Annotated in this window: 18 protein-coding genes and 1 tRNA gene; 14 read left to right on the top strand and 5 right to left on the bottom strand. The window is 33.6% G+C overall.

Translation table 11 applies throughout. The features are described from left to right. Positions 1 to 104: 104 nt before the first annotated feature. The 9 genes from YW9_RS12270 (at position 105) to pheS (ending at position 12,606) form a co-directional block, all read left to right on the top strand. Positions 105 to 1,394: a glycosyltransferase gene (locus tag YW9_RS12270; protein ID WP_041997652.1), complete on the top strand. Its 1,290-nt coding sequence runs from the start codon at positions 105 to 107 to the stop codon at positions 1,392 to 1,394. Further along, positions 1,381 to 2,406 (top strand): radical SAM protein, encoded by a 1,026-nt coding sequence (locus tag YW9_RS12265; RefSeq protein WP_040353552.1) that lies wholly within the window; start codon positions 1,381 to 1,383, stop codon positions 2,404 to 2,406. The genes YW9_RS12270 and YW9_RS12265 overlap by 14 nt, the downstream gene beginning before the upstream one ends. A 238-nt stretch (positions 2,407 to 2,644) precedes the next feature. Then, the gene (locus YW9_RS0100085; protein WP_018278133.1) at positions 2,645 to 3,082 is read left to right on the top strand and encodes a hypothetical protein; all 438 of its coding nucleotides are present in this window, start codon (positions 2,645 to 2,647) and stop codon (positions 3,080 to 3,082) included. Positions 3,083 to 3,144: 62 nt separating this feature from the next. Further along, complete coding sequence (locus YW9_RS0100080) at positions 3,145 to 4,584, top strand: tyrosine-protein phosphatase (protein WP_018278132.1); 1,440 nt, start codon at positions 3,145 to 3,147, stop codon at positions 4,582 to 4,584. Continuing rightward, entirely contained in the window at positions 4,577 to 6,235 is a 1,659-nt protein-coding gene (locus YW9_RS0100075) for a carbamoyltransferase C-terminal domain-containing protein (RefSeq protein ID WP_018278131.1), read from the top strand. Before YW9_RS0100080 ends, YW9_RS0100075 begins: the two co-directional genes overlap by 8 nt. 6 nt (positions 6,236 to 6,241) lie before the next feature. After that, the gene (locus YW9_RS0100070) at positions 6,242 to 6,946 is read left to right on the top strand and encodes a WG repeat-containing protein (protein WP_018278130.1); all 705 of its coding nucleotides are present in this window, start codon (positions 6,242 to 6,244) and stop codon (positions 6,944 to 6,946) included. A gap of 129 nt (positions 6,947 to 7,075) precedes the next feature. Next, positions 7,076 to 8,851: a MutS-related protein gene (locus YW9_RS0100065; RefSeq protein ID WP_018278129.1), complete on the top strand. Its 1,776-nt coding sequence runs from the start codon at positions 7,076 to 7,078 to the stop codon at positions 8,849 to 8,851. A gap of 303 nt (positions 8,852 to 9,154) precedes the next feature. Beyond that, positions 9,155 to 11,419, top strand: a complete 2,265-nt coding sequence (locus YW9_RS0100060) for an aconitate hydratase (protein WP_018278128.1) — start codon at positions 9,155 to 9,157, stop codon at positions 11,417 to 11,419. 167 nt (positions 11,420 to 11,586) lie between these two features. Further along, positions 11,587 to 12,606, top strand: a complete 1,020-nt coding sequence (gene pheS / locus YW9_RS0100055; RefSeq protein WP_018278127.1) for a phenylalanine--tRNA ligase subunit alpha — start codon at positions 11,587 to 11,589, stop codon at positions 12,604 to 12,606. A gap of 65 nt (positions 12,607 to 12,671) precedes the next feature. Here pheS and YW9_RS0100050 read toward each other — a convergent pair whose 3' ends face one another. Both YW9_RS0100050 and YW9_RS0100045 read right to left on the bottom strand, forming a co-directional pair. Continuing rightward, positions 12,672 to 14,060: a M56 family metallopeptidase gene (locus YW9_RS0100050; RefSeq protein ID WP_231555621.1), complete on the bottom strand. Its 1,389-nt coding sequence runs from the start codon at positions 14,058 to 14,060 to the stop codon at positions 12,672 to 12,674. 1 nt (position 14,061) lies between these two features. Next, positions 14,062 to 14,430 carry a BlaI/MecI/CopY family transcriptional regulator gene (locus YW9_RS0100045; protein WP_018278125.1) on the bottom strand — a complete coding sequence of 123 codons (369 nt, stop codon included), beginning with the start codon at positions 14,428 to 14,430 and terminating at the stop codon, positions 14,062 to 14,064. A 180-nt stretch (positions 14,431 to 14,610) separates the two neighbouring features. On the opposite strand from YW9_RS0100045, the gene YW9_RS0100040 reads away from it, so the two are divergent. From YW9_RS0100040 to YW9_RS0100030, 3 genes are all read left to right on the top strand, one after another. After that, on the top strand, positions 14,611 to 15,537 hold the full coding sequence (locus tag YW9_RS0100040; RefSeq protein WP_018278124.1) for an ABC transporter ATP-binding protein: 927 nt from the start codon (positions 14,611 to 14,613) through the stop codon (positions 15,535 to 15,537). Positions 15,538 to 15,576: 39 nt separating this feature from the next. Next, the gene (locus YW9_RS0100035; protein ID WP_018278123.1) at positions 15,577 to 15,807 is read left to right on the top strand and encodes a DUF6341 family protein; all 231 of its coding nucleotides are present in this window, start codon (positions 15,577 to 15,579) and stop codon (positions 15,805 to 15,807) included. A gap of 163 nt (positions 15,808 to 15,970) precedes the next feature. Continuing rightward, positions 15,971 to 16,465, top strand: a complete 495-nt coding sequence (locus YW9_RS0100030; protein WP_018278122.1) for a hypothetical protein — start codon at positions 15,971 to 15,973, stop codon at positions 16,463 to 16,465. A gap of 62 nt (positions 16,466 to 16,527) precedes the next feature. Here YW9_RS0100030 and aspA read toward each other — a convergent pair whose 3' ends face one another. Then, complete coding sequence (gene aspA / locus YW9_RS0100025; protein ID WP_018278121.1) at positions 16,528 to 17,919, bottom strand: aspartate ammonia-lyase; 1,392 nt, start codon at positions 17,917 to 17,919, stop codon at positions 16,528 to 16,530. Between the two features lie 464 nt (positions 17,920 to 18,383). Here aspA and nrdD point away from each other — a divergent pair, with 464 nt between their 5' ends. Together nrdD and nrdG are read left to right on the top strand one after the other, a co-directional pair. Beyond that, positions 18,384 to 20,174: an anaerobic ribonucleoside-triphosphate reductase gene (gene nrdD, locus YW9_RS0100020; RefSeq protein ID WP_018278120.1), complete on the top strand. Its 1,791-nt coding sequence runs from the start codon at positions 18,384 to 18,386 to the stop codon at positions 20,172 to 20,174. After that, positions 20,155 to 20,628 (top strand): anaerobic ribonucleoside-triphosphate reductase activating protein, encoded by a 474-nt coding sequence (gene nrdG, locus YW9_RS0100015; RefSeq protein ID WP_018278119.1) that lies wholly within the window; start codon positions 20,155 to 20,157, stop codon positions 20,626 to 20,628. Before nrdD ends, nrdG begins: the two co-directional genes overlap by 20 nt. A 7-nt stretch (positions 20,629 to 20,635) precedes the next feature. On the opposite strand, the gene brnQ is transcribed toward nrdG, so the two are convergent. Further along, the gene (brnQ, locus tag YW9_RS0100010; protein ID WP_026193680.1) at positions 20,636 to 21,958 is read right to left on the bottom strand and encodes a branched-chain amino acid transport system II carrier protein; all 1,323 of its coding nucleotides are present in this window, start codon (positions 21,956 to 21,958) and stop codon (positions 20,636 to 20,638) included. Positions 21,959 to 22,221: 263 nt separating this feature from the next. Next, positions 22,222 to 22,303 (bottom strand) — tRNA-Leu (locus YW9_RS0100005). Between the last annotated feature and the right edge of the window lie 85 nt (positions 22,304 to 22,388).

The raw sequence follows: 22,388 nt of genomic DNA, 5'->3' as shown, positions 1-22,388 counted from the left end.
TTGTTGTGTGGTACTTGGACTCTTTTTGATTACAAGTAAAAGTTCTTTTAGATGTTGCAGATGCTAAAAAATAATTTAATTTATTAATCTACCAAAAAATAATTATGCATATTCTTAAAATCATTCACGGCTATCCGCCAAATTATAATGCTGGTTCAGAGGTGTATAGTCAATCTATTTGTAATGAACTTTCTAAACATCATAAGGTTTCCGTTTTTACACGAGGGGAAAATTTATATGCTCCTTGTTTCAGTATTCGTGAGCAAAAGATAAACGAAAACCTAACGCTTTATTTAATAAATAACCCGCAGGGCAAAGATGGTTATCGCCATAAGCAAATGGATGATAAATTTGCTGAACTTGTCAAAGAACTCAATCCTGATATTGCTCATGTAGGTCACGTAAATCATCTTTCTACAGGTTTGATTGACGAATTGAATAAAGTTCAAATTCCCATTGTATACACACTTCACGATTTTTGGCTGATGTGTCCGCGTGGGCAATTTTTAACACGAAGTATTGGTAGGGTCAATAATTTTCAAGTTTGTGAAAAACAGGATGACACAAAATGTGCAACAAACTGTTACCGTGTTTATTTCAGTGGAAAAGAAGATAACGAAAATTTGGATATAGAGAATTGGACTCATTGGGTACATCAGCGAATGGAAGAAACAAAAGCCATCATTGACAAGGTTGATTTGTTCATAGCTCCTGCTCATTATCTGAGAGATAGATTCATCAATGATTTTGAAGTTCCAAGTCATAAAATAATTTATTTAGATTACGGATTTCCAACGGGATACCTTTTGCCTACAGCAAAATCAAAAGAAAAAATCAATTATACTTTTGGTTACATTGGAACGCATATTCCTGCAAAAGGTGTAAATCTGTTAATTGAAGCCTTTAAACAACTTGAAACAGAAGCCACATTAAAGATTTTCGGCAGACCTAACGGACAAAGTACCAATGCTCTGAAAGAATTGGCTTCTACTTCAAAAAATAAAATAGAATTTTTAGGGGAATATATGAATCAAGATTTGACAAATCTGGTTTTTGCTAATGTTGATTGTATCGTAGTTCCAAGCATTTGGGGTGAAAATTCTCCACTTGTTATTCACGAAGCACAGGCGTGTAAAGTGCCTGTAATTACGGCTGATTTTGGCGGTATGAGAGAATACGTCCAACACAACGTAAACGGACTTCTGTTCAAACATCGCGATGTCAGCTCATTAGCAGAGCAATTAAAATACGCAGTGGCAAATCCTGAAAAAATGCAACGATTGGGAAAAAAAGGCTATTTGTTTTCACTTGATGGAAGTGTTCCTGATATTCAAAACCATTGTAGAGAATTAGAACAAATCTACAGCAAATTTATTTCAGATGAAAGCATATAAACTTTGGCGTGTTACGCTTGACACAAACCCAGAAGATTGCAATTTAAGTTGCACTATGTGTGAAGAACATAGCCCATTTTCAACTTATATCAAAGAAAAACTCAACGGAAAACACCGAAGAATGCCCAAAGAGTGGTTAGAACCCATTTTTGAACAAGCCAAAAAAATAGGCGTAACCGAAATGATTCCTTCCACAATGGGTGAGCCTCTGATATACAAGTATTTCGCTGATTTTGTAGCCTTGTGTTACAAATATGATATAAAAATGAACCTAACAACCAACGGCACATTTCCGCGAACAACCGAAAAAAATGTTACTGAATGGGCAAAACTCATCGTTCCTATTACTACCGATGTAAAAATAAGTTGGAATGGTGCAACGGCAGAAACCTCACAAAAAGTAATGCTCAAAATTGATTTCAATCAAGCCGTTGAAAACGTTAAAGAGTTTATCCGTATTAGAGACGAACATTTTGCTGAAACGGGCTATTATTGTCGTGTTACATTTCAGCTGACATTTATGCAGAACAATATGCACGAATTGGCTGACATTGTAAAATTAGCCGCAGAGCTTGGAGTGGATAGAGTTAAGGGACATCAACTTTGGACACATTTTGACGAAATAAAACATCTGTCAATGAAGGCTACACCTGAAAGCATATCAAAATGGAACGAATATGTAGAACAAGCACACCAAGCACAAGAAAAATACCGCAAAGCCAACGGAGAAAAGATAATATTAGAGAATATCGTTCCTTTGCAAGAGAACGAAAACATCGAAATTCCAGAGAGTTATGATTGTCCGTTTTTGGAAAAAGAACTTTGGATTTCTGCAACGGGCAATATTTCCCCTTGCTGTGCCCCTGATGAAAAACGGCAAACATTAGGAAATTTCGGAAACATTCAAAACACAAGTATCCAAGAGGTATTGCAAAGCGATATTTATCAAAACCTTGTGAAAAATTACAAAAAAATTGATTTGTGCAGAACTTGTAATATGAGAAAAATATGATACAAAAAGAAATAACTTTCGTTTCGGGGTTATATTTTTATACAAGAAACGGTAAGACAAACTATCCGACTATAGTGCCTGAGATAGAACAATCCTTAGAAATAAATACTTGGTATAAAGACAAGTTAATTTGTTATGCAGACTCAATAGAGATGGCTAAAATACTGCAAAATAAAGGGTTATATGTTCATAAAGTGATGATGCCCCAAAAGATATTATTTATGACTCTGCTCATAAAATGAAACATTGGATTATGCTAAACGCTGTAAAAGAATTCAAAGATGTTGTGTGGATAGATTGGGATACATATTCTGTGAAGTCAATTGATGACTTTTTCTATAACAAATGTTTTGATTCTAACGTGCCTAAATTTACCTTCATTGAAAATTATTGGGCTGTTGTGAATTGTGCGGTTTATTATTTGAATGAAGATTATATTCCTCAGATGGAGCGAAGTTTTCAATCGGTTGTTTCTGAACCTAATGACGAATTGTTATGGAAATCTGTTTTACCTGAAAATATTTGCTCTTTACCGCATTTTTGGCTAAATGATTTGGTAATAAACATTTGGGACGAAAGTGATTTTAATCAAGTAACAGATAATACTTATTTTTTACATTTGAAGAATTTTGAAATGTTAAAACAAAATAGTAAATATAGGGAAAGATTTCATTGAAAAAACATCTAATTTTAGCTTTAATAATAGAAAGCATCTACAATTTTTATAAAGCATAAAAAATGAAACAATTAGAAATTATCAAAAAAATAAATTCTTCATTTAAAGAGATTGAGGGGATAAAAACAGCCCTACTCATTGGTTCTTTTGCTAGAAAGGAAGCAACGGTAAAATCAGATGTAGATTATTCGATTTGGATTGATGAAAAATTATTTAATCCAGAAATTCTTGGTAAAAAAATGAAGGAAATCTTTCCTTCTGCATTGAAAATTTTACAAAATAACTTACGAAACAGAATTGTAATCTATTTTGAAGATTGTCCAAGGGCTGAAATCGTTTGGTACAAAAATCTTTCTGAAATTGATAAAAATTTTTTAGGTTCAGAAATAACAGACATAAACTATAGTCTTATTTATGTTTTGCCTGATTTACAAGAAGATGTAAAAAATCACCTGAAAAAAATATCTGATGAAAAACAGGCAATTTTACCCCAAAAAGACATCATCACAAAGGGCAAAAACCTTACTGATAATTTTCTGTACGAATTTGAAACAACTTCTAATTTACACAGCCGAAGCGATTCGTATCGCTTTTATTTTCACTATAATATAGCTTTACAAATGGCTGTTCAGCTCAATTATTTGTCGTTAGGAAACACCAAACAACATTATTTACCGAAACATTTTTCGATACTAATGACTGGTGAAAAATTTTTAGAAAAACTAAACGCCACAACCAATCTTGAAAAAGCTAATGATAAAAAACGATTCTTACTAGATTTTTTCTATGCCGCTCTTGAAAGATTGAATATTCATTCTGAGCAAGAAATAAATGAAATTAAAAGTTTTTTAGAAGCTATTTACAAACGCGATTATCTATGGAATTTCAGAGATATTAGCCTGTATAACAATCGAATAAAAGAAGGAATCATTTACAGAACGGCTACTTTAACGCTATTCCAAAAACAATCTTTCTTTGATGAATTATTGAAAGAAAAAAACATCAAAACTGTTATCGATTTACGTGCCGACCGAGAATTATTAGATGAAAATCTGCGTTACAACGAAAATTCATTAAAAAAAATCAATTATTGTTGGACTCCTTTTGACCCTTGGAAACAAACAGATTATTTTAAAGAAAATTTCCATTACGGAACAGATATTCAAATCGCTTATCGTTTTTTTGCGGTAGAAGGTAAGTCCTCTATAAAAAAGGCAATTGAAGCTATTTTAGCTGAAAATCAGTCTGTAGCGATTCATTGTTTTGCAGGAAAAGACAGAACAGGAGCTTTTGTGTCTCTCTTGCACTTGCTTTCGGAAGCTGATAAAGAAACCATTTATACGGACTATCTGGCAACAGAAGTTGATACTAACAAAAATAAAATAGACGCTTTTTTAGAAATTATTGAAAAAGAAGGAGGCATTATTCCTTATCTAAGAAGTTGTAGTCTATCTGACAAACAAATTCAAAAATTGAAGCAAAAAATATTAAAAAATGAGTAAACCAACTCTGGCAATATACGGAATAAAAGATCGCAACGATTTTCTGTATCCAGAATTTACACACGATCATAATCTTTGCCTTATGCAAAACGGAAAAATTTTGCAATATTTACAGTTGGAAAGGCTCACAAGACGAAAATACGACAATCGTTTGGACTTATTTTTAGAAGATCTAATTGAAAATAAACAAATAGATTTGCCTGATGAATTTGATTTTGTTAGCATTAATTCATTTGTAGGTAATGCTTTTATATCTAAAAATGGGCGATTTAGGTTTGAGTCGTCCATAGAAACAGATTTATCAACCGATTTACAAAAAGGCTTTTTTACCTATCAGCATAATTTGAGGGGAAGTAAAGAAATAAACGCCTACAATTGCCCTCACGAATTGGCACATATATTCTCTTGCCTTCCATTTTTTGGAAAATTTAAAGAAAATAGTTTACTCATTTCGCTTGATGGTGGTTCAAGCCTTGGTAATTTTTCGGCTTTTCATTACAAAACAGGGAAAATGAATCTAATAGAATGCCATTGGGAATTGGGTTATCTCTCCAAATTTTTTAACGATAACGCCCTGTCTTTTCAGATTTTGGGAGCTAAACCAAGCGAACATTGCAGTGTGCCAGGTAAGCTTATGGGGTATGCAAGTTTTGGTAATTATGATTTAAAAATAGAAAATTGGTTAAAAGAACATCATTATTTCAGAACAACGTGGAATAATCAAGACGCTATTTTCAATTCAATTCAAAAAACATTCGGAATTAAAATTGATAATTTTGATACTAAAAATCCTTTCTTTCAAAATGTAGCCGCAACTTTTCAATATATTTTTGAAAGAGATATCATTATGAAAATAAGAAACTTACAAAATCAAACTCAAGCCGAATACTTATATTACAGTGGAGGCTGTGCGTTAAACATTGTTACTAATTCAAAAATTGTAGAAAACAATTTTTTTAAAGATGTCTTTATTCCTCCTTGTTGCAATGATAGCGGACTGAGTGTAGGAGCTGCCACTTTTTTAGAGTGGAAAAAAGGTAATGAAATTCATCTGCATTCTCCTTACTTAAACAATGTAGGAATACGCTCTTCTAAAAATAAAATTACACAAAAAACAATAGAGCAAACAGCAGAAATAATTATGCAAAAAGGTGTAATAGCCGTATGTAACGATAATGCCGAAGTAGGTCCAAGAGCATTAGGAAACAGAAGTATGTTAGCTTTGGCAAATGACAAAGAAATTGCTCAAAAATTAAGTGTAGATATAAAAAAACGCGAATGGTATCGTCCCGTTGCTCCTATTATGTTGGAAAAAGTATTTCAAAAAGTTACAACTCAAAAAATGAATCACTTAGCAAAATATATGTTGCTAGATTTTACTATAAAGAAAGATTTTGAAAACGATTTATGCGGAGTAACTCATGTAAACAAAACGGCACGAATTCAAGTAATTTCAAAACAAGAAGATAATCCATTTATTTTCAAATTATTAAGTTATTTATACGAAAAATACAATGTTTTAGCGTTGATTAACACTTCTTTCAATACCCAAGGAGAGCCTATCGTTCATACATCGGAAAACGCACTACAATCAGCCAAACAAATGAAATTACAAGCAGTTGTAATTAATAATACACTACATAAATTATAAAAAATAATGAATTGGAAAGAAATAAAAGTATCTAAAAGAGCCACACATTTTCTTTATGAAGGAGAACTAATTTTTGGCAGAAAGTTTATAGAAGTTTTAAAATTTCACTCACCAGGATTAGCTCCTGTATTAGATGAATCTGGAGCCTATCACATAGATTTTAATGGAAAAGAATTGTACCAGAAAAGATACCTACGTACTTTCGGATATTATTGTAATAGAGCATCAGTTATTAATAAGCACAACCAATGGTTCCATATAAATGAAAAAGGAGAAAGAATCTATCCAAGATCATATTTATGGACAGGAAATTATCAAGAGAATTTGTGTGCTGTAAGAGATGAAAACGGACAATATTTTCATATTGATTTAAATGGAAATCGAATCTATAAAGAAAATTATCTATATGTAGGCGATTTTAAAGACAGCGTGGCGTGCGTGAAATTACCAAATGGATATTTTAAACATATTGATGCAGAAGGAAATTATATCAATGATAAACAGTTTTTTGATTTAGGAGTATTTCATAAAAACTTTGCAACAGCAAAGGATAAAAAGGGTTGGTTTCACATTGATAAGCAGGGACGTGAATTATACAAAGAGCGTTATTTAATAATAGAGCCTTTTTACAATGGTTTTGCGTTGGTTGAAAAGTTTGGAGGGAAAAAGATAATAATCAATGAAGAAGGTAAGGAAGTGGTTGAAGTATAAATATTACCATCAATAGTATTTCCACGACAGGGATAAACGTTTTGCTCTTAACATAGGTGTGACTATTACCAATAAGTAATGATTATTTTACTTAGATATTTTTTATAACAAACATAGGAGATAATAAATATGATTTCTATTTATAAGGAAAAACTACAAGAAGCAACTACCAAATATAAAAAACTGACTAAAAAATACAATTTAATAAGTTTTTTAAGGCTCATTGTTGCGGTATCTGCTATTGTTTTGATTTACTTTTGTTTTCAAAATTTCGATGTAAAATCTGTTTTGAGTGCTATTTTTTCAGTAGTTTTATTCTTGTTTCTTGTTATTTGGCACAAAAAAGTGTCTTTTTCTCGTAAATTAGAGAAATCCAAAATAGAAATCAACACATATGAAATCCGTTTTTTGGAAAATAATGAGTATTTTTCAGATAATGGGATTGAATTTCAGGAAGAGTCACATTCGTATGCGTATGATTTGGATATTTTTGGTGAAAAATCTGTATTTCATCATATTAACCGAGCAAAAACATTTCTTGGTAAAAAGTATTTGGCTTCTTACTTTTTAAATCCTAAATTGAATAGTATTGTTGAAAATCAACAAAGTATCTCTGAGTTGGCTGAAAAAATTGATTGGAGACAACATTTTTCTGCATTAACATCACAGGTGAATGATTCTGCTGATTTTTACGAAAATATCAAAAGTTGGACTCAAAAAAAGCAAACTTCTTTTCCGAAATGGATACAAATTTTTACTTTTATATCTCCTTTATTATTAATGACTTGTGTTATTTTAGGATTTGTTTCGGAAACATTTTCATTTCATAATTGGGCAAAATTACTATTTCTGATTAATTTAATAATTTTTGGTTACATATTCGGAGTTATTCAACGTAACAAAATAAGTTTTGAAGGAGCTTATAAAATTTTGTATTCATATAAGAAAAGCATTGTTTTTATTGAAAATTCAAACTTTGAGTCAGGAAAATTGACTAAGATTCAGCAAAAATTACTTCAGAATAAAGAAAAAGCAAGTGTTTTGATTCAAAAATTATCTAATTTGTTAGATGATTTGGATAATTTAGGAAATGTTTTAGTGTCAATTCCGCTAAATTGCTTCACTTTTTATCATTTTCATACCTATTGTCGATTAATTCGTTGGAAAAATCAGTATGTAAGTCAAATACAAGATTGGTTAGATGTTGTCGGGGAAATGGAAGCGTTTATTAGCTTTGCCAACTTTAAATATAACAATCCGAAATATGTTTTTCCAGAAATAAATTCAGATTATCAAATATATTTTGAAGAAGTTGGGCATCCACTTATTGCTGAAAAACAGAGGGTTACAAATTCGGTGTCTTTTACAGAAAACTCGTTTGTAATTTTAACGGGCTCAAATATGTCAGGAAAAAGCACTTTTTTACGGACTTTGGGTGTAAATATGCTTTTAACGGCAGTTGGTTTGCCCGTTTGTGCTAAAAGGGCAGTCGTTCATCCTATGAAGATATTGGTTTCTATGCGGTTATCTGATTCTCTGAATGATGGAAAATCGTACTTTTTTGCGGAAATACGCCGAATTCAGACAATTATACAAAAGCTTGAAAATCAAATTTGTTTTGTACTTTTAGACGAGCTTTTGAGAGGAACAAATTCAGAAGATAAACAATTGGGAACCATTAAGATAATTGAGAAAATTATTTCACTGAAAGCCTTTGGGGTTGTCGCAACGCACGATATTGAGGTGTGTCAACTTGCTAAAAAATATCCGCAAATTATTCAAAATAAATGTTTTGAAGTAGAAATTGAAAATGATGAACTTCATTTTGATTATAAAATCAGAGATGGTGTCTGCCAAAACAAAAATGCCACTTTTTTAATGAAAAAAATAGGAATAATTGATTAAAGACGTCTGTCTGATTTTTGTAAGAAATATTTTCTAAATCCTGCTTTGTAAAATAGAATTGTTATAAATAGTGGTTTTTATTGCGAAAATTTCAATTGTTAAAATATGTTGTTTTGTATTGGTTTTCTAATACTTGATTAATTTATTTAGGAAAAAGAAATTTTGTAAAACACAACTTTAGTAAAATGACAAATAGTTTGAAGCGATTAATAGAATAATAAAATAATCATTTAATTGAATATCTTTTATTTGATAAAAACATTTCATATCTTTGCGAGTACATAAAATCAAAAGAATTTATTTATGGCATTTGATATTGAAATGATAAAAAAAGTGTATGAGCGTATGCCTGAACGAGTAACCAAAGCTCGTGAATTAGTAGGACGTCCGCTTACACTTGCTGAGAAAATCCTTTACTCTCATCTTTGGGACGGAACGCCCGAAAAAGCCTACGAGCGTTCAAAGGATTATGTGGATTTTGCTCCCGACCGAATTGCTTGTCAGGACGCAACTGCCCAAATGGCTTTATTGCAGTTTATGCACGCTGGAAAATCAAAAGTTGCAGTTCCTACAACCGTACATTGCGATCACCTCATTCAGGCAAAAGTAGGTGCAGAGAAGGATTTACAAGTTGCCAATGAACAATCAAAAGAAGTTTTTGATTTTCTTTCTTCAGTATCAAATAAATATGGTATTGGTTTTTGGAAGCCAGGAGCAGGAATTATCCACCAAGTGGTTTTAGAAAATTATGCCTTCCCTGGAGGAATGATGATTGGAACAGATTCGCATACGCCTAATGCTGGCGGACTTGGTATGTTAGCCATTGGGGTAGGAGGTGCCGATGCCGTAGATGTGATGGCAGGAATGGCGTGGGAGCTTAAATTTCCAAAAATCATTGGAGTAAAACTTACAGGTAAACTCAGCGGTTGGACAGCTCCTAAAGACATCATTTTGCGTGTTGCCGATATTCTTACCGTGAAAGGTGGAACTGGGGCTATACTTGAATATTTTGGCGAAGGAGCAAAAGCCATTTCTTGTACTGGTAAAGGAACTATTTGCAATATGGGAGCCGAAATCGGTGCAACAACGTCTACTTTTGGGTATGATGATTCAATGAGAAGATATTTACGTGCCACAGGGCGTGAAGATGTGGTTCTTGCAGCTGATAAAATTGCTGAACATCTTACGGCTGATGCTGAGGTATATGCAAATCCTGAAAAATATTTCGACCAATTAATTGAGATAAATCTTTCTGAATTAGAGCCATATATCAACGGGCCTTTTACACCAGATAGAGGAACACCAGTTTCAAAAATGAAAGAAGTTGCCATTGAAAATGGTTGGCCTCTAAAAGTGGAATGGGGACTTATTGGTTCGTGTACCAATTCTTCGTATGAAGATATGACACGTGCGGTTTCCATTGTAAAACAGGCTCTGGAATTGGGAATTACGCCAAAGGCAGAATTCGGAATTAATCCAGGTTCGGAACAAATTAGATATACCATTGAGCGTGATGGAATTATAGATGCTTTTGAAAAGATGGGAACAAAAGTATTTACCAACGCTTGTGGTCCTTGTATTGGACAATGGGACAGAGAAGGTGCTGATAAGCAAGAAAAAAACACTATTGTGCATTCTTTCAACCGTAATTTTGCCAAACGAGCAGACGGAAATCCTAATACACACGCTTTTGTAACTTCACCAGAAATGGTTGCAGCATTAGCAATTTCAGGGAGATTAGATTTTAATCCAATAACGGATAAGCTGCTGAATGACAAAGGGGAAGAGGTAATGTTTAAACCTCCTTTTGGTGAAGAACTTCCAACTAAAGGTTTTGAAGTTGATGACCCAGGTTATCAATCTCCTGCGGCAGATGGTTCGACAGTGCAAGTTGTGGTACGTCCTGATTCTCAACGTTTGCAATTGCTTGAGCCTTTCCCTGCTTGGGACGGAAAAAATATCACAGGAGCAAAATTGCTTATCAAAGCTGAAGGAAAATGTACCACTGACCATATTTCAATGGCAGGACCTTGGTTGCGTTTCCGTGGGCATTTAGATAATATTTCAAATAATATGCTTATTGGAGCGTTAAATGCTTTCAATTCGAAAACAAATTCGGTGAAAAATCAGCTTACAGCAGCATATGACGAAGTACCAGCGGTACAGCGTCAGTACAAAGCCAACAATATTCCGACTATCGTGGTAGGTGACCATAACTACGGCGAAGGTTCGTCACGTGAACACGCAGCAATGGAACCTCGTCATTTGGGAGTGAGAGCCGTTTTGGTGAAATCCTTTGCTCGAATTCACGAAACGAACTTGAAAAAACAAGGAATGCTTGCTTTAACATTTGCTAATGAAGGAGATTATGATAAAATTCAAGAAGATGATACAATTAACTTTTTGGATTTGACTGAATTTGCTCCAAACAAACCTTTGCATTTGGAGTTTGTTCACGCTGACGGAACAAAAGATATTATCGTGGCGAATCATACTTACAACGATAGCCAAATTGAGTGGTTCAAGGCTGGAAGTGCTTTAAATTTGATAGCTGCCAATGCAAAATAGTAAGAAAGTGAAATAGAAATAATTTGAAAAAGCTGGTAAATATTTACCAGCTTTTTTGTTTATCAATTCGTTTGCTTTGTTGAATAAAAAGATAGTTAGTTTTTTGTTCGTTGTCCTAAAATTTGTACTTTTGCTATCTTGAAACTAACAGGAAATTCATTCAAAAGATGATTGAGAAAATTAAAGAACATATTATTAATATTGAGGGAGTTAAAGCCCATACGAAGGAGGATTTAGAACAGTTTCGCATCCAGTATTTAGGAAAAAAAGGAATTTTAAATGATTTTTTTGCTGCTTTTAAGCAAGTTCCTAATGAAGAAAAAAAGGCTTTCGGACAAGTTATCAATGAGCTGAAAAATAAGGTAGAAGCCAAGGTACAAGAACTTCGTGATGCTTTGGAACAACAACAAGAAAGCAAAGGCGTTTATGGAGATTTAACACGTCCTGCTACACCCATTAGCTTAGGAGCAAGACACCCAATATCACTGGTAAAAAACCAAATCGTGGAAATTTTTTCTAACATTGGATTTAACGTTTCCGAAGGACCTGAAATTGAAGACGATTGGCATAATTTCACGGCATTGAATTTACCTGAATATCACCCTGCTCGTGATATGCAAGATACGTTTTTCATTCAAACCAATCCTGATATTTTGCTCCGTACGCATACTAGTTCGGTACAGGTTCGGTATATGGAAAACCACCAACCGCCAATTCGTACCATTTCTCCAGGACGTGTATTCAGAAATGAAGCTATTTCGGCACGTTCACACTGTTTATTCCATCAGGTTGAAGGACTTTACATTGACAAAGAGGTGTCTTTTGCCGATTTGAAACAAACATTGCTTTATTTCACCAAAGAAATGTTCGGGAAGTCTAAAATTCGTTTGCGTCCGTCGTATTTTCCGTTTACAGAGCCTTCTGCGGAAGTGGATATTTATTGGGGCTTGAATAACGAAATTGATTATCGAATCACCAAAGGAACGGGTTGGCTCGAAATTATGGGTTGTGGAATGGTTGACCCTAATGTGTTGAAAAACTGCAATATAAATAGTGAAGAATACAGCGGTTTTGCTTTCGGAATGGGAGTAGAACGTATAGCGATGTTGCTCTATCAAATTGGAGATATTCGTATGTTTTATGAGAATGATGTCCGTTTTTTAGAGCAGTTCAAAAGTTCTTTTTAGGATGACAATAAAAAAGCAAGTTTTTAAAACTTGCTTTTTTTGTTATTTCTTTACAGAGGAATAGGTTACTTCTTTTTGGAAGATGTTGGAGGAGGAGGTGGAACTAACAACTCCATATCATATTTTTTAGCAAAGGCAGCTGTTTCTTCCTTGCTGTAGATGTCTAATTTTTCTACAATTCTATTCCCTTCTTTATCCTCCAAGACAATGATAGTGTTTCCGTCTTTCCGACTGGGCACTACTTCCATATCTATCATTTTGTATTTATCAGAAGAAAGCAAATATATTTTTGGATCTTCGTTGATAGGTAATGGCGGAGGTGGTAATTCCTCAGCTTTTTTTACTCTGATAGCAGATGGTGGAGTTGGTGGCGGAGGCGGCAATTGTAAGCCATACTTCTTAGTAAAAGCCTCTCTTTCTGATTTATTGGTAATTTGCTCCACAATTTCATTACCTGCTTCATCTGTCAGAGTAACAGTTGTTTTTTCTCCTTTTCCCTTAAAACTTACACCTTCTACTCTTATTATTTTATATTTGGCAGATGCTTGTAAGGGAGAAACTTCTTTTTGTTTTTCCGCTTCTTGGGCGTAGCTTTTTTCGGCAAAAACCACAAGGAATAAAACACTTGTTGGAATAAGCAACGCCATTTTGCATAAATTACGAAGATGATTTACTTTTGTTTGTAACATAATCAGACGTTTTTTGGTGTTGTAAAAATTGAAATAATTATAAAATGGGACATTTGCAGAAGTAGCTCTTTTGAGTATAATCATTTGATATTCTGCAATATTTGTGTGTTTAGAAACCACACAAGCATCGGCTAAAAACTCGTGATTGATTCGGATAGCTTTCCCAAACAAATGCACCACAGGGTGAAACCAAAACACGATCTTCAAAAACTCGACAAAAAGTAAATCCAAAGAATGTTTTTGCCGAATGTGGGTCAGTTCGTGTAATAAAACTTTTTGTTCATAGGCGTCTTTTTTATTGATAAAAATGTAATTCCAAAACGAATGAGGTGCACATTCTTCTTCCAAAATCACCAAATAAGCTCCTTGATAAGGTTGTTTAGGATGCTTTTTGATTTTATTGAAGATTTTAAGCAAGTTACGTAAGAATCGAAATAGCATCAGAAACGCAATCACTCCATATAAACATATGATAATCAGATTTGTAAAGTCTTTAGTTTCTGTAATGAGTTGCTCTGTTGTTGGATTTGCGTAAATCGAGGAATTGTTAATTTCTTGTGTAACGACTATTTGCTCGAATGTTTTTTCAAATATGGGTTGAAAAGGCATTTCAATGGTAATCAGCGGAAAAACAAACGAAGCTACCAAAGCTAAAAGCAAGAAAAACCGATTGAATATCAGCATTTTTTCTCGCGATAGTAACAAGTGATACAATGTGTAGAAACACATACCACATAATAGTGTTTTGATAAGATATGGTATCATTTTATTCCTTTTTAAGGTTTGAATCTACTATTTTTTTTAATTCTTCCCATTGCTCGGGAGTCATCGAAATTTCTTTCGCAAAAAAGGAAGCAAACTGAAAAGCTGAATTTCCAAAATAATCGTTGATAATGGTTTTCATCTTTTGGGAAAAATAGCTGTTTTTAGAAATTTTCGGATAATACTCACGCGAATTTCCCCGCTGATGATACCCAACCATCTGCTTGTCAATCATTCGTTTAAGAAGTGTAGCGATGGTTGTACTTGCCGGTTTTGGGTCAGGATAAGCCTCCAATAAATCTTTCATATAGGCAGTTTGTTTCTGCCATAAATATTCCATAAGCTGTTCTTCTGTATTTGATAATTTTTTCATTTTCTACAAATTTAGATTTTACACTACAAATGTAGAAACAAATTTTAAATAGAAAAAATTTTCTTCTAACTTTTTTCAAAAAATTTTTCATTGTAATAGAAAATTTACTTCTAAATAGTTGATTTTGTGTAAGTATTGTGGTTTTGGTTATTTCTTATATATTTGCTTTCTTTTTGAATGATGCTCGAGGTTAATAACATATCATATACACACGGTGAATCCGATTCTGGGTTTCGTAATATTTCATTTAAATTGCAACAAGGTGAACATCTGTCTGTTATGGGTGAAAGTGGCAGTGGCAAAAGTACGTTACTGAAAGCTATTTACGGACTTTTTGATTTACAAGAAGGAACCATTTTTTTCAACGAGAATAAGGTGGTAGGACCTTCACGTCAGTTGGTTCCAGGCTATGAAAAAATGAAGTATTTAGCACAGGATTTTGGTTTGAGTCCGTATCATACTGTGGCAGAGAATATTGGTAAATTCTTGTCTAACATTGATTTAGATTATAAAAAGCAACGTGTAAGTGAGCTACTTTCGCTTGTGGAAATGGAACGTTTTTCGGACAGAAAGGCACATTTGCTCAGTGGAGGTGAAAAGCAGCGTATTGGCTTGGCGATGGCTTTGGCACAAGAACCTGAAATGCTGATACTTGATGAGCCATTTAGCCAAATTGATAATTTCAGACGAAGTCGATTGCAGCGAACGCTTTTTTCGTATTTAAAAAAGAAAAAAATCAGTTGTATCGTAGCTACTCACGATGGTAAAGAGGCTTTGTCTTTTTCTGATAAAGTGCTTATTATGAGGGATGGAAAGCTTATTTTATTTGATGATTTGCTGATAGTTTATAATCAGAATACAGATTTTTACACAGCTTCACTTTTTGGAGATGTTAGTAACTACACTGAAAACGGAAAAACATTGTTGTTAAAACCGCATCAGATAGAACTTGCTGAAAAATCAGATTGGGAGGCAATTGTTGAAAATTGCTACTTTCAAGGAAATACTTTTTTAGTTTGTTGTTTGTCAAATGATGAATATGTCTATTTTTTGAATGAAAATCCGTTAGAAATCGGCAAAAAAATTTATTTATCTAAAAAGAATTAATATCTTTGCCAACAATAACACTATTAGAAACAATAAGCTATGAAAGCATTTTTTGAAGCAATACAATATTTTTTTGAAGAGATTTTATTTGCTCCATTAGATTTTTTACGAAATTTGGAACTTGAAAATTGGTGGATGGCTAATTTAATAAGCTGGATTTTTATACTGATTGCTATTGCATTTTTTGCATATTGGTTAGGGCAGTTACGCAAATACAGCAAAAAGAATGATGAAAGAACCGATGTTGTTTCACATTCGTTTTTTAAATAATAAAGAAAATAGAAAATTAAGAAGTGAAAGTTTGATATTGTAGAAAACTTTCGCTTTTCTTTTTTCTAGAAATTTGTAACAGCCATCTTTAGAAATAACCTTAAAATTTGGAAACACAATTTATTTTTCTTTCTTTTGTGACATCAATCAAACAAAACATACGATGAAGAAATTAGCTTTTTATTTGGTACTTTTGTTAACAGGATTCGGATGTACAGATACTGGAGAATGTCTCGATACAGGTATTCCTCCTGAGAGGTTTATTGTTGCAATAAGTATGGAAAATCCACACGCTCAAGATTTTCTTAACGAAAAGAAAGAGAAAGACAGGTCGGTTTATTTTTATAAGTTGGCAAATGACAATATCACAAAAACCCCTTATAAAACATTAGTAGGGATAGGAAAAATAGAAGATAGCAAAAAAGAGTATTTGATGATAGAGTTAGATAGAAATATTGTTCGGAACATACTTGTTACAGGCAATTCAGAAACTATCTATTTGAATAATAAAGGAAAGTCAGACATTTTACAAATAAAAGCAAAACGCGTAGAAACAGAATGTGACACATTTAGTAAAACAGAGGAACTAATAATAAATGGGAAGAAAAAAGAAGAGTTACCTTCTCTCCATTGGTCCCCTATCATTCTAATTGAATAATTTATGAGATATTAAAAAAGCGGAAGTTCTACTGAAATTCCGCTTTTTTAATGTTGGAATTATTAAATCCCTAACATATTTTTCGGGTCTAAAATTTCGTCTAATTTATCTTGTGAAAGCAGTTTGTGTTCCAAAACCAAATCATAAACTGATTTACCAGTTTCGAGTGCTTCTTTAGCGATTTTTGTACTATTCTTGTAGCCAATATGTGGGTTTAGAGCAGTTACAATTCCGATACTGTTTTTAACCATATTTAAGCAAACTTCACGATTGGCAGTAATCCCAACGATACATTTTTCACGGAGTGTGTCCAAAGCTCTTTCCAAAAATACAATGGATTCAATAATGGATTGGCACAAAACAGGCTCCATAACGTTAAGCTGTAATTGTCCTGCTTCGGCAGCAAATGTTACGGTAAGGTCGTTTCCGTAAACTTTAAAACACACTTGATTTACTACTTCTGGAATTACTGGATTCACTTTTCCAGGCATAATGGACGAGCCAGGTTGCATTGGAGGTAAATTAATTTCATTCAGTCCAGCACGTGGTCCAGAGGAAAGCAAACGTAAATCATTACAGATTTTTGAAAGTTTTACAGCCATACGTTTTAAAGCTGATGAATAAATCACGTACGAACCTGTATCAGGCGTAGCTTCTACTAAATCTGCTGCAGGAACGAAGGCTTCACCTGTGGCTGCGGCTAACTTATCAGCACATATTTTTGGGAATTTTTTAGGAGCGTTTAATCCTGTTCCAATGGCAGTTCCTCCCATATTTATTTCCAAAAACAAATCTGAAAGGTTATTTAGTCGGGTGATTTCCTCTTCCAAAGTTGCTGCAAATGCCTCAAACTCCTGCCCGAGCGTCATAGGAACGGCATCTTGCAGTTGTGTACGTCCCATTTTAATTACATCAGCAAATTCTTTTCCTTTCTTTCGGAAAGCATCTACAAGTTGTTTTAGATGTTTTACCAATGAATCATTCATTCGGATGATAGCCAACTTTATGGTTGTCGGATACGCATCATTGGTTGATTGTGAAAGATTTACGTGGTCGTTAGGCGAACAATGTTGATAATCACCACGTTCATAGCCCATAATTTCCAAAGCACGATTGGCAATTACCTCATTGGCGTTCATATTTACAGAAGTTCCTGCCCCACCTTGAATCATATCTACAGGGAATTGTTCGTGCATTTTGCCTTCAATCAATTCGTTACAAGCCTGTGAGATAGACTTCAAAAGTTCATCAGAAAGTAATCCTAATTCGTGATTGGTTTGTGCTGCAGCTAGTTTCACATAGGCAATGGCTCTAACAAACTCAGGAAATTCACTCATTTTGCTTCCTGAAATGTAGAAATTGTCAATAGCTCGTTGAGTTTGTACACCATAGTAGGCATCGAAAGGCACTTGTAAATCGCCTAACAAATCTGATTCGGTTCTAAATTTTGACATATCGTTAAAATTTTATTAAGTTACTTTAAATGTTTTTATTCTACACAGAGACAAAATTTCCGTAAAGGTATAAAAATATTTTTATACAGAGAAATAAAAATAGTGATTTATTTAACGAATGTGTAAAAATGAGTCGATTATTTTTAGAAAATAAAAGTTATTGCCTCTGAAAACCATTATATCCGAAAAATAAAGTAAATTACTAAATCAACTTTGTTTAGTACAATGTTGATAAGTTTGTGTATAACTATTTTTTATTTTAGGATTTATTAGTCTTTTATTTGTTTAGCTTCGTGGCTCAGTAATTCGTATCATTTCTAATTCATAAGTTATTGACAAATAAATAATAACAAAAGATACGATAATTTTTCTACTAACTTTTTCTTTCAAGCGTTTTTGCTAAAAATTAATTTTTCTTAATCAGCACTTTGCGGTTTTCTGTAGAGTGAAAAATAGTTTCAGTTATGTCAAAATTCACAAAATTAACACCCGAACAACTAAAAACGAAATGTAATTTTATTGAGAATTACCTAACATCGCAAAATGCAGCGAGTGGTTCCTTGTTTGATTCTAATGCTAATGTTTCTAACAAAAACATAGCCACGATGGAAGCCGAACTGAATAAAGATATTAATATTCAGGTGAATAGAATGTTGGTTTCACGCAAGATTGCGCAACTTTTTGGTCAGGATTTAGCCAATGAATACATCAGGCAAATTGAAGAACACGAAATTTACGTACACGACGAAACTAGTCTGAAACCTTATTGCGTAAGCGTTTCGATGTATCCTCTTTTGCTTGACGGATTGTTGAAACTTGGTGGCGAATCCAAAGCTCCGAAGCATTTAGCGAGTTTCTGTGGTTCGTTTGTAAATTTCTTATTTTCAGTGTCTTCTCAATTTGCAGGAGCTGTAGCAACGGTTGAATTTTTGATGTATTTTGACTATTTCGCTCGAAAAGACTACGGGAATGATTATCTAAAAACGCACACAAAAATAGTAGAAAACGAAATGCAACACGTGGTGTATGCTATCAATCAACCTGCGGCGGCACGTGGTTATCAATCTGTTTTTTGGAATATTTCTTTGTACGACAAACCTTATTTCGATTCGATGTTCGGGAATTTTGTTTTCCCCGACGGAAGTAAACCAATTTATGAATCGTTGGATAAAATCCAAAAATATTTTATGAAATGGTTTAATAATGAACGAAAAAAAGCCATTCTGACTTTTCCTGTGGTTACGGCGGCGATGCTAACCAAGGACAAAAGAGTTCACGATGAAAATTTTGCCAACTTCTGTGCCGAAGAACTTAGCGAAGGAAACGCATTTTTCATTTATCAGTCCGATAATGCCGATTCTCTAGCGAGTTGTTGCCGTTTGCGAAATGAAATTTCGGACAATACGTTCAGTTATTCGCTGGGTGCGGGAGGCGTTTCCACGGGAAGTATCAATGTTATTACCATTAATATGAACCGATTGTATCAAAAAGGGCTTTCTTTGGAAAAAATGATTGATAATATTCATAAATATCAGGTTGCGTATCGTGCTATTATTCAGGATTATAAAGATGCTAAAATGCTTCCCGTGTATGATGCTGGATTTATTTCGCTTGACAAACAATTTCTTACCATAGGAATCAACGGAATGGTGGAAGCAGCAGAATTCTTAGGGTTAAAAATATCTGATAATGAGGAATATAAATCATTCATCAATAAAAATTTAAAGCTGATTTACGAAAAGAACAAGAAAGCCAAAGCAAAATACGGCTATATGTTTAATACAGAGTTTGTTCCTGCTGAAAATTTGGGTGTGAAAAATGCCAATTGGGATAAATCTGATGGGCTTTTTGTTCCGAGAGATTGCTACAATTCATATTTTTATGTAGTTGAAGATGAATCTGTTAATATAATAGATAAATTTTTTATGCACGGACACGAATATATCCAATTTTTGGACGGAGGCTCGGCATATCACTGCAATTTGGAAGAATATCCAACCCAAGAAGGATTTTTGAAACTACTCAATGTAGCTGCGAAAACGGGTTGTAATTATTTCTGTTTCAATGTAAAAGTAACTTATTGTAATAGTTGTGGTTATATCAACAAACACACCACTGACCATTGTGTAAAATGCCATTCCACTGATGTTGATTATGCTACTCGCATCATCGGTTATTTGAAAAAAGTAAGTAATTTCTCGAAAGACAGACAAAAGGAAGCCCAAAAAAGATATTATGGCAATACTGCGATATAGCGAGTATGATATTGTTTTACAGGAAGTTTCTAATGAAATTTCGCTTTGTTTCACGATAACAGGTTGTCCGTTGGCTTGTGAGGGTTGCCACTCTGAGCATATCTGGAATCCTAATTTTGGACAGCCTTTAACGCTTAGTTTGTTAGAAAAACTCATCGAAAAGTATGAGGGAACTATCAGTTGTGTGCTTTTTATGGGAGGAGAATGGAATATTGATCAGCTGCTGAATTTTATTACGATTGCAAAAGAAAAGAATTTAAAAACAGCACTTTACACGGGTTTAAACATCAAGCAGGTAGCTCGAAAATACCCACAATTATTGGAGCGTTTGGATTACATCAAAACAGGCAAATGGATTCCCTCATTAGGCGGACTTGATAGCAAAACCACAAACCAACATCTGTTAGAAATCAAAACGGGAAAAATATTAAACCATTTCTTTTGGAAGGAATAATCGAGCTTTATTTCCTTCTACTAAAAGTAGTGAAAATCACAAAGGTAATTAGTGAAGGTAATAGCCATTCTAAGTGATAGCTATTTAAAGGCAATTGCTCTTTTATTCGGAATAGAAAGTCTAAATTCCAATTTAAGTTTAGATTTTTCAGTACCGAAATAAGCGATATTAATGCGGTAACAACGATACTCGCAATGAAAGGTTTTTTCGATTCAACAATTCTCCCGAAAAGCAAAATGTACAAAATAAGTGTAAAAACAATCGGATAAATGAAAAGAAGAATGTTGATAGCATAATTTATAATGCTGTCAACACTATTTGTTGATATGAAAGCAGAAACAACTGTACACAAGGTAACTCCTAATTTGTACGGAATTTTGTCTTTTGACATTTTCTCAAAAATTGAGCCTGTGGCAGATGTCAAAGCAATGGCTGTTGTCAAACAGGCAAAGGCGATGGCTATTGCCATAACAAATGTTCCTACTTTTCCTAATATGGAAGTTGAAATATGAAGTAAGAGATTTGTTCTTGAAATCTCAGAAGGAGAAACTCCAGTTGCCTCCAAATAATCTGAAGTAGCTCCCAAATAAATCAACCCTCCGTAAATAATCAGCAGAGCCAAAGTTGATATCATACCAGCTGATATTGTGATTTTTACACGTTCTCTCACAGAAGAATATCCATCACTAACAACTGCCGAAATGATAATTCCTGCAAAAATAACGGAAGCTAAAACGTCCAAAGTTTGATAACCTTCCGTAAATCCTACGCTGAATGCACTCGGGCTGTAAAATCCTGCTATTTCTTCCCCAATAGGTTTTGCAGGATACAAAACTCCCAAAATGATTAAAGCAAACAACGATAATAATAAAACTGGAGTTAAAAATTTCCCAATAATATTCACGATTGTTGTTCGAGAAATTGATAAAACCAAAACAATTGCGAAAAATATGATTGCAAAAACAACATTGCTTAGTTCTGGAAAAGAAGGACGTATTCCTACCTCAAAAGTAGTGGCTCCCGTGCGAGGAATTGCTACCAAAGGTCCAATACATAAAATTATCAGAACAGCGAGGATGTCAATCAGTTTTGGGTGTACTTTCTTTCCTAAGTCGGTAAATGAAGTTCCTGATTTTGTAACCACAAGAATTCCTAAAAAGGGAGCTATGATTGCCGATATAAAAAAACCGACTAATGCCTCTACCCAATTCCTTCCAGTACTTAATCCTATCAGAGGGGGTAAGATAAGATTTCCCGCCCCAAAAAACATAGCGAATAAGGCAAAACCTACAGTTGTGATAGTAACTACTTTGTTCTTATGAGTTTTCATTTGTAATTTAGTTTTCAGAAGATTAATTTATTAGTGAAAAAATCCAATGAATATTCACATTAATTAAGGCAAAGATAATAGTTTTTATGAAAATTTCCCAATTTCTTTTTCTTGTTAATTTTCGTTTTATGAAGAAATACCAAACAATTTAATTAATTGTTTTTATGAAATGGAAGAGTTGATGTACAGAAAGAAGTTGAAATTTATAAAAAACAAAAAACGCTTTAAAATGTTTATTTTCAACATAATAAAGCGTCTGTTTGTGCGGGTGAAGGGACTCGAACCCCCACGCCGTGAAGCACCAGATCCTAAGTCTGGCGTGTCTACCAATTTCACCACACCCGCAAGTGATGAGCGTTTTGAGGTTGCAAATATACACATTTTTTGTAATAAAAAATATTTTTCAAGAAAAAAAATAATAAAAATATTT

It is taken from the genome of Capnocytophaga cynodegmi DSM 19736 (genome assembly GCF_000379185.1).
In the GTDB taxonomy this organism is placed as follows: Bacteria; Bacteroidota; Bacteroidia; order Flavobacteriales; family Flavobacteriaceae; genus Capnocytophaga; species Capnocytophaga cynodegmi.
Note: the sequence above shows the minus strand (reverse complement) of the source record. Positions and strands in the feature narration are given on the sequence as shown.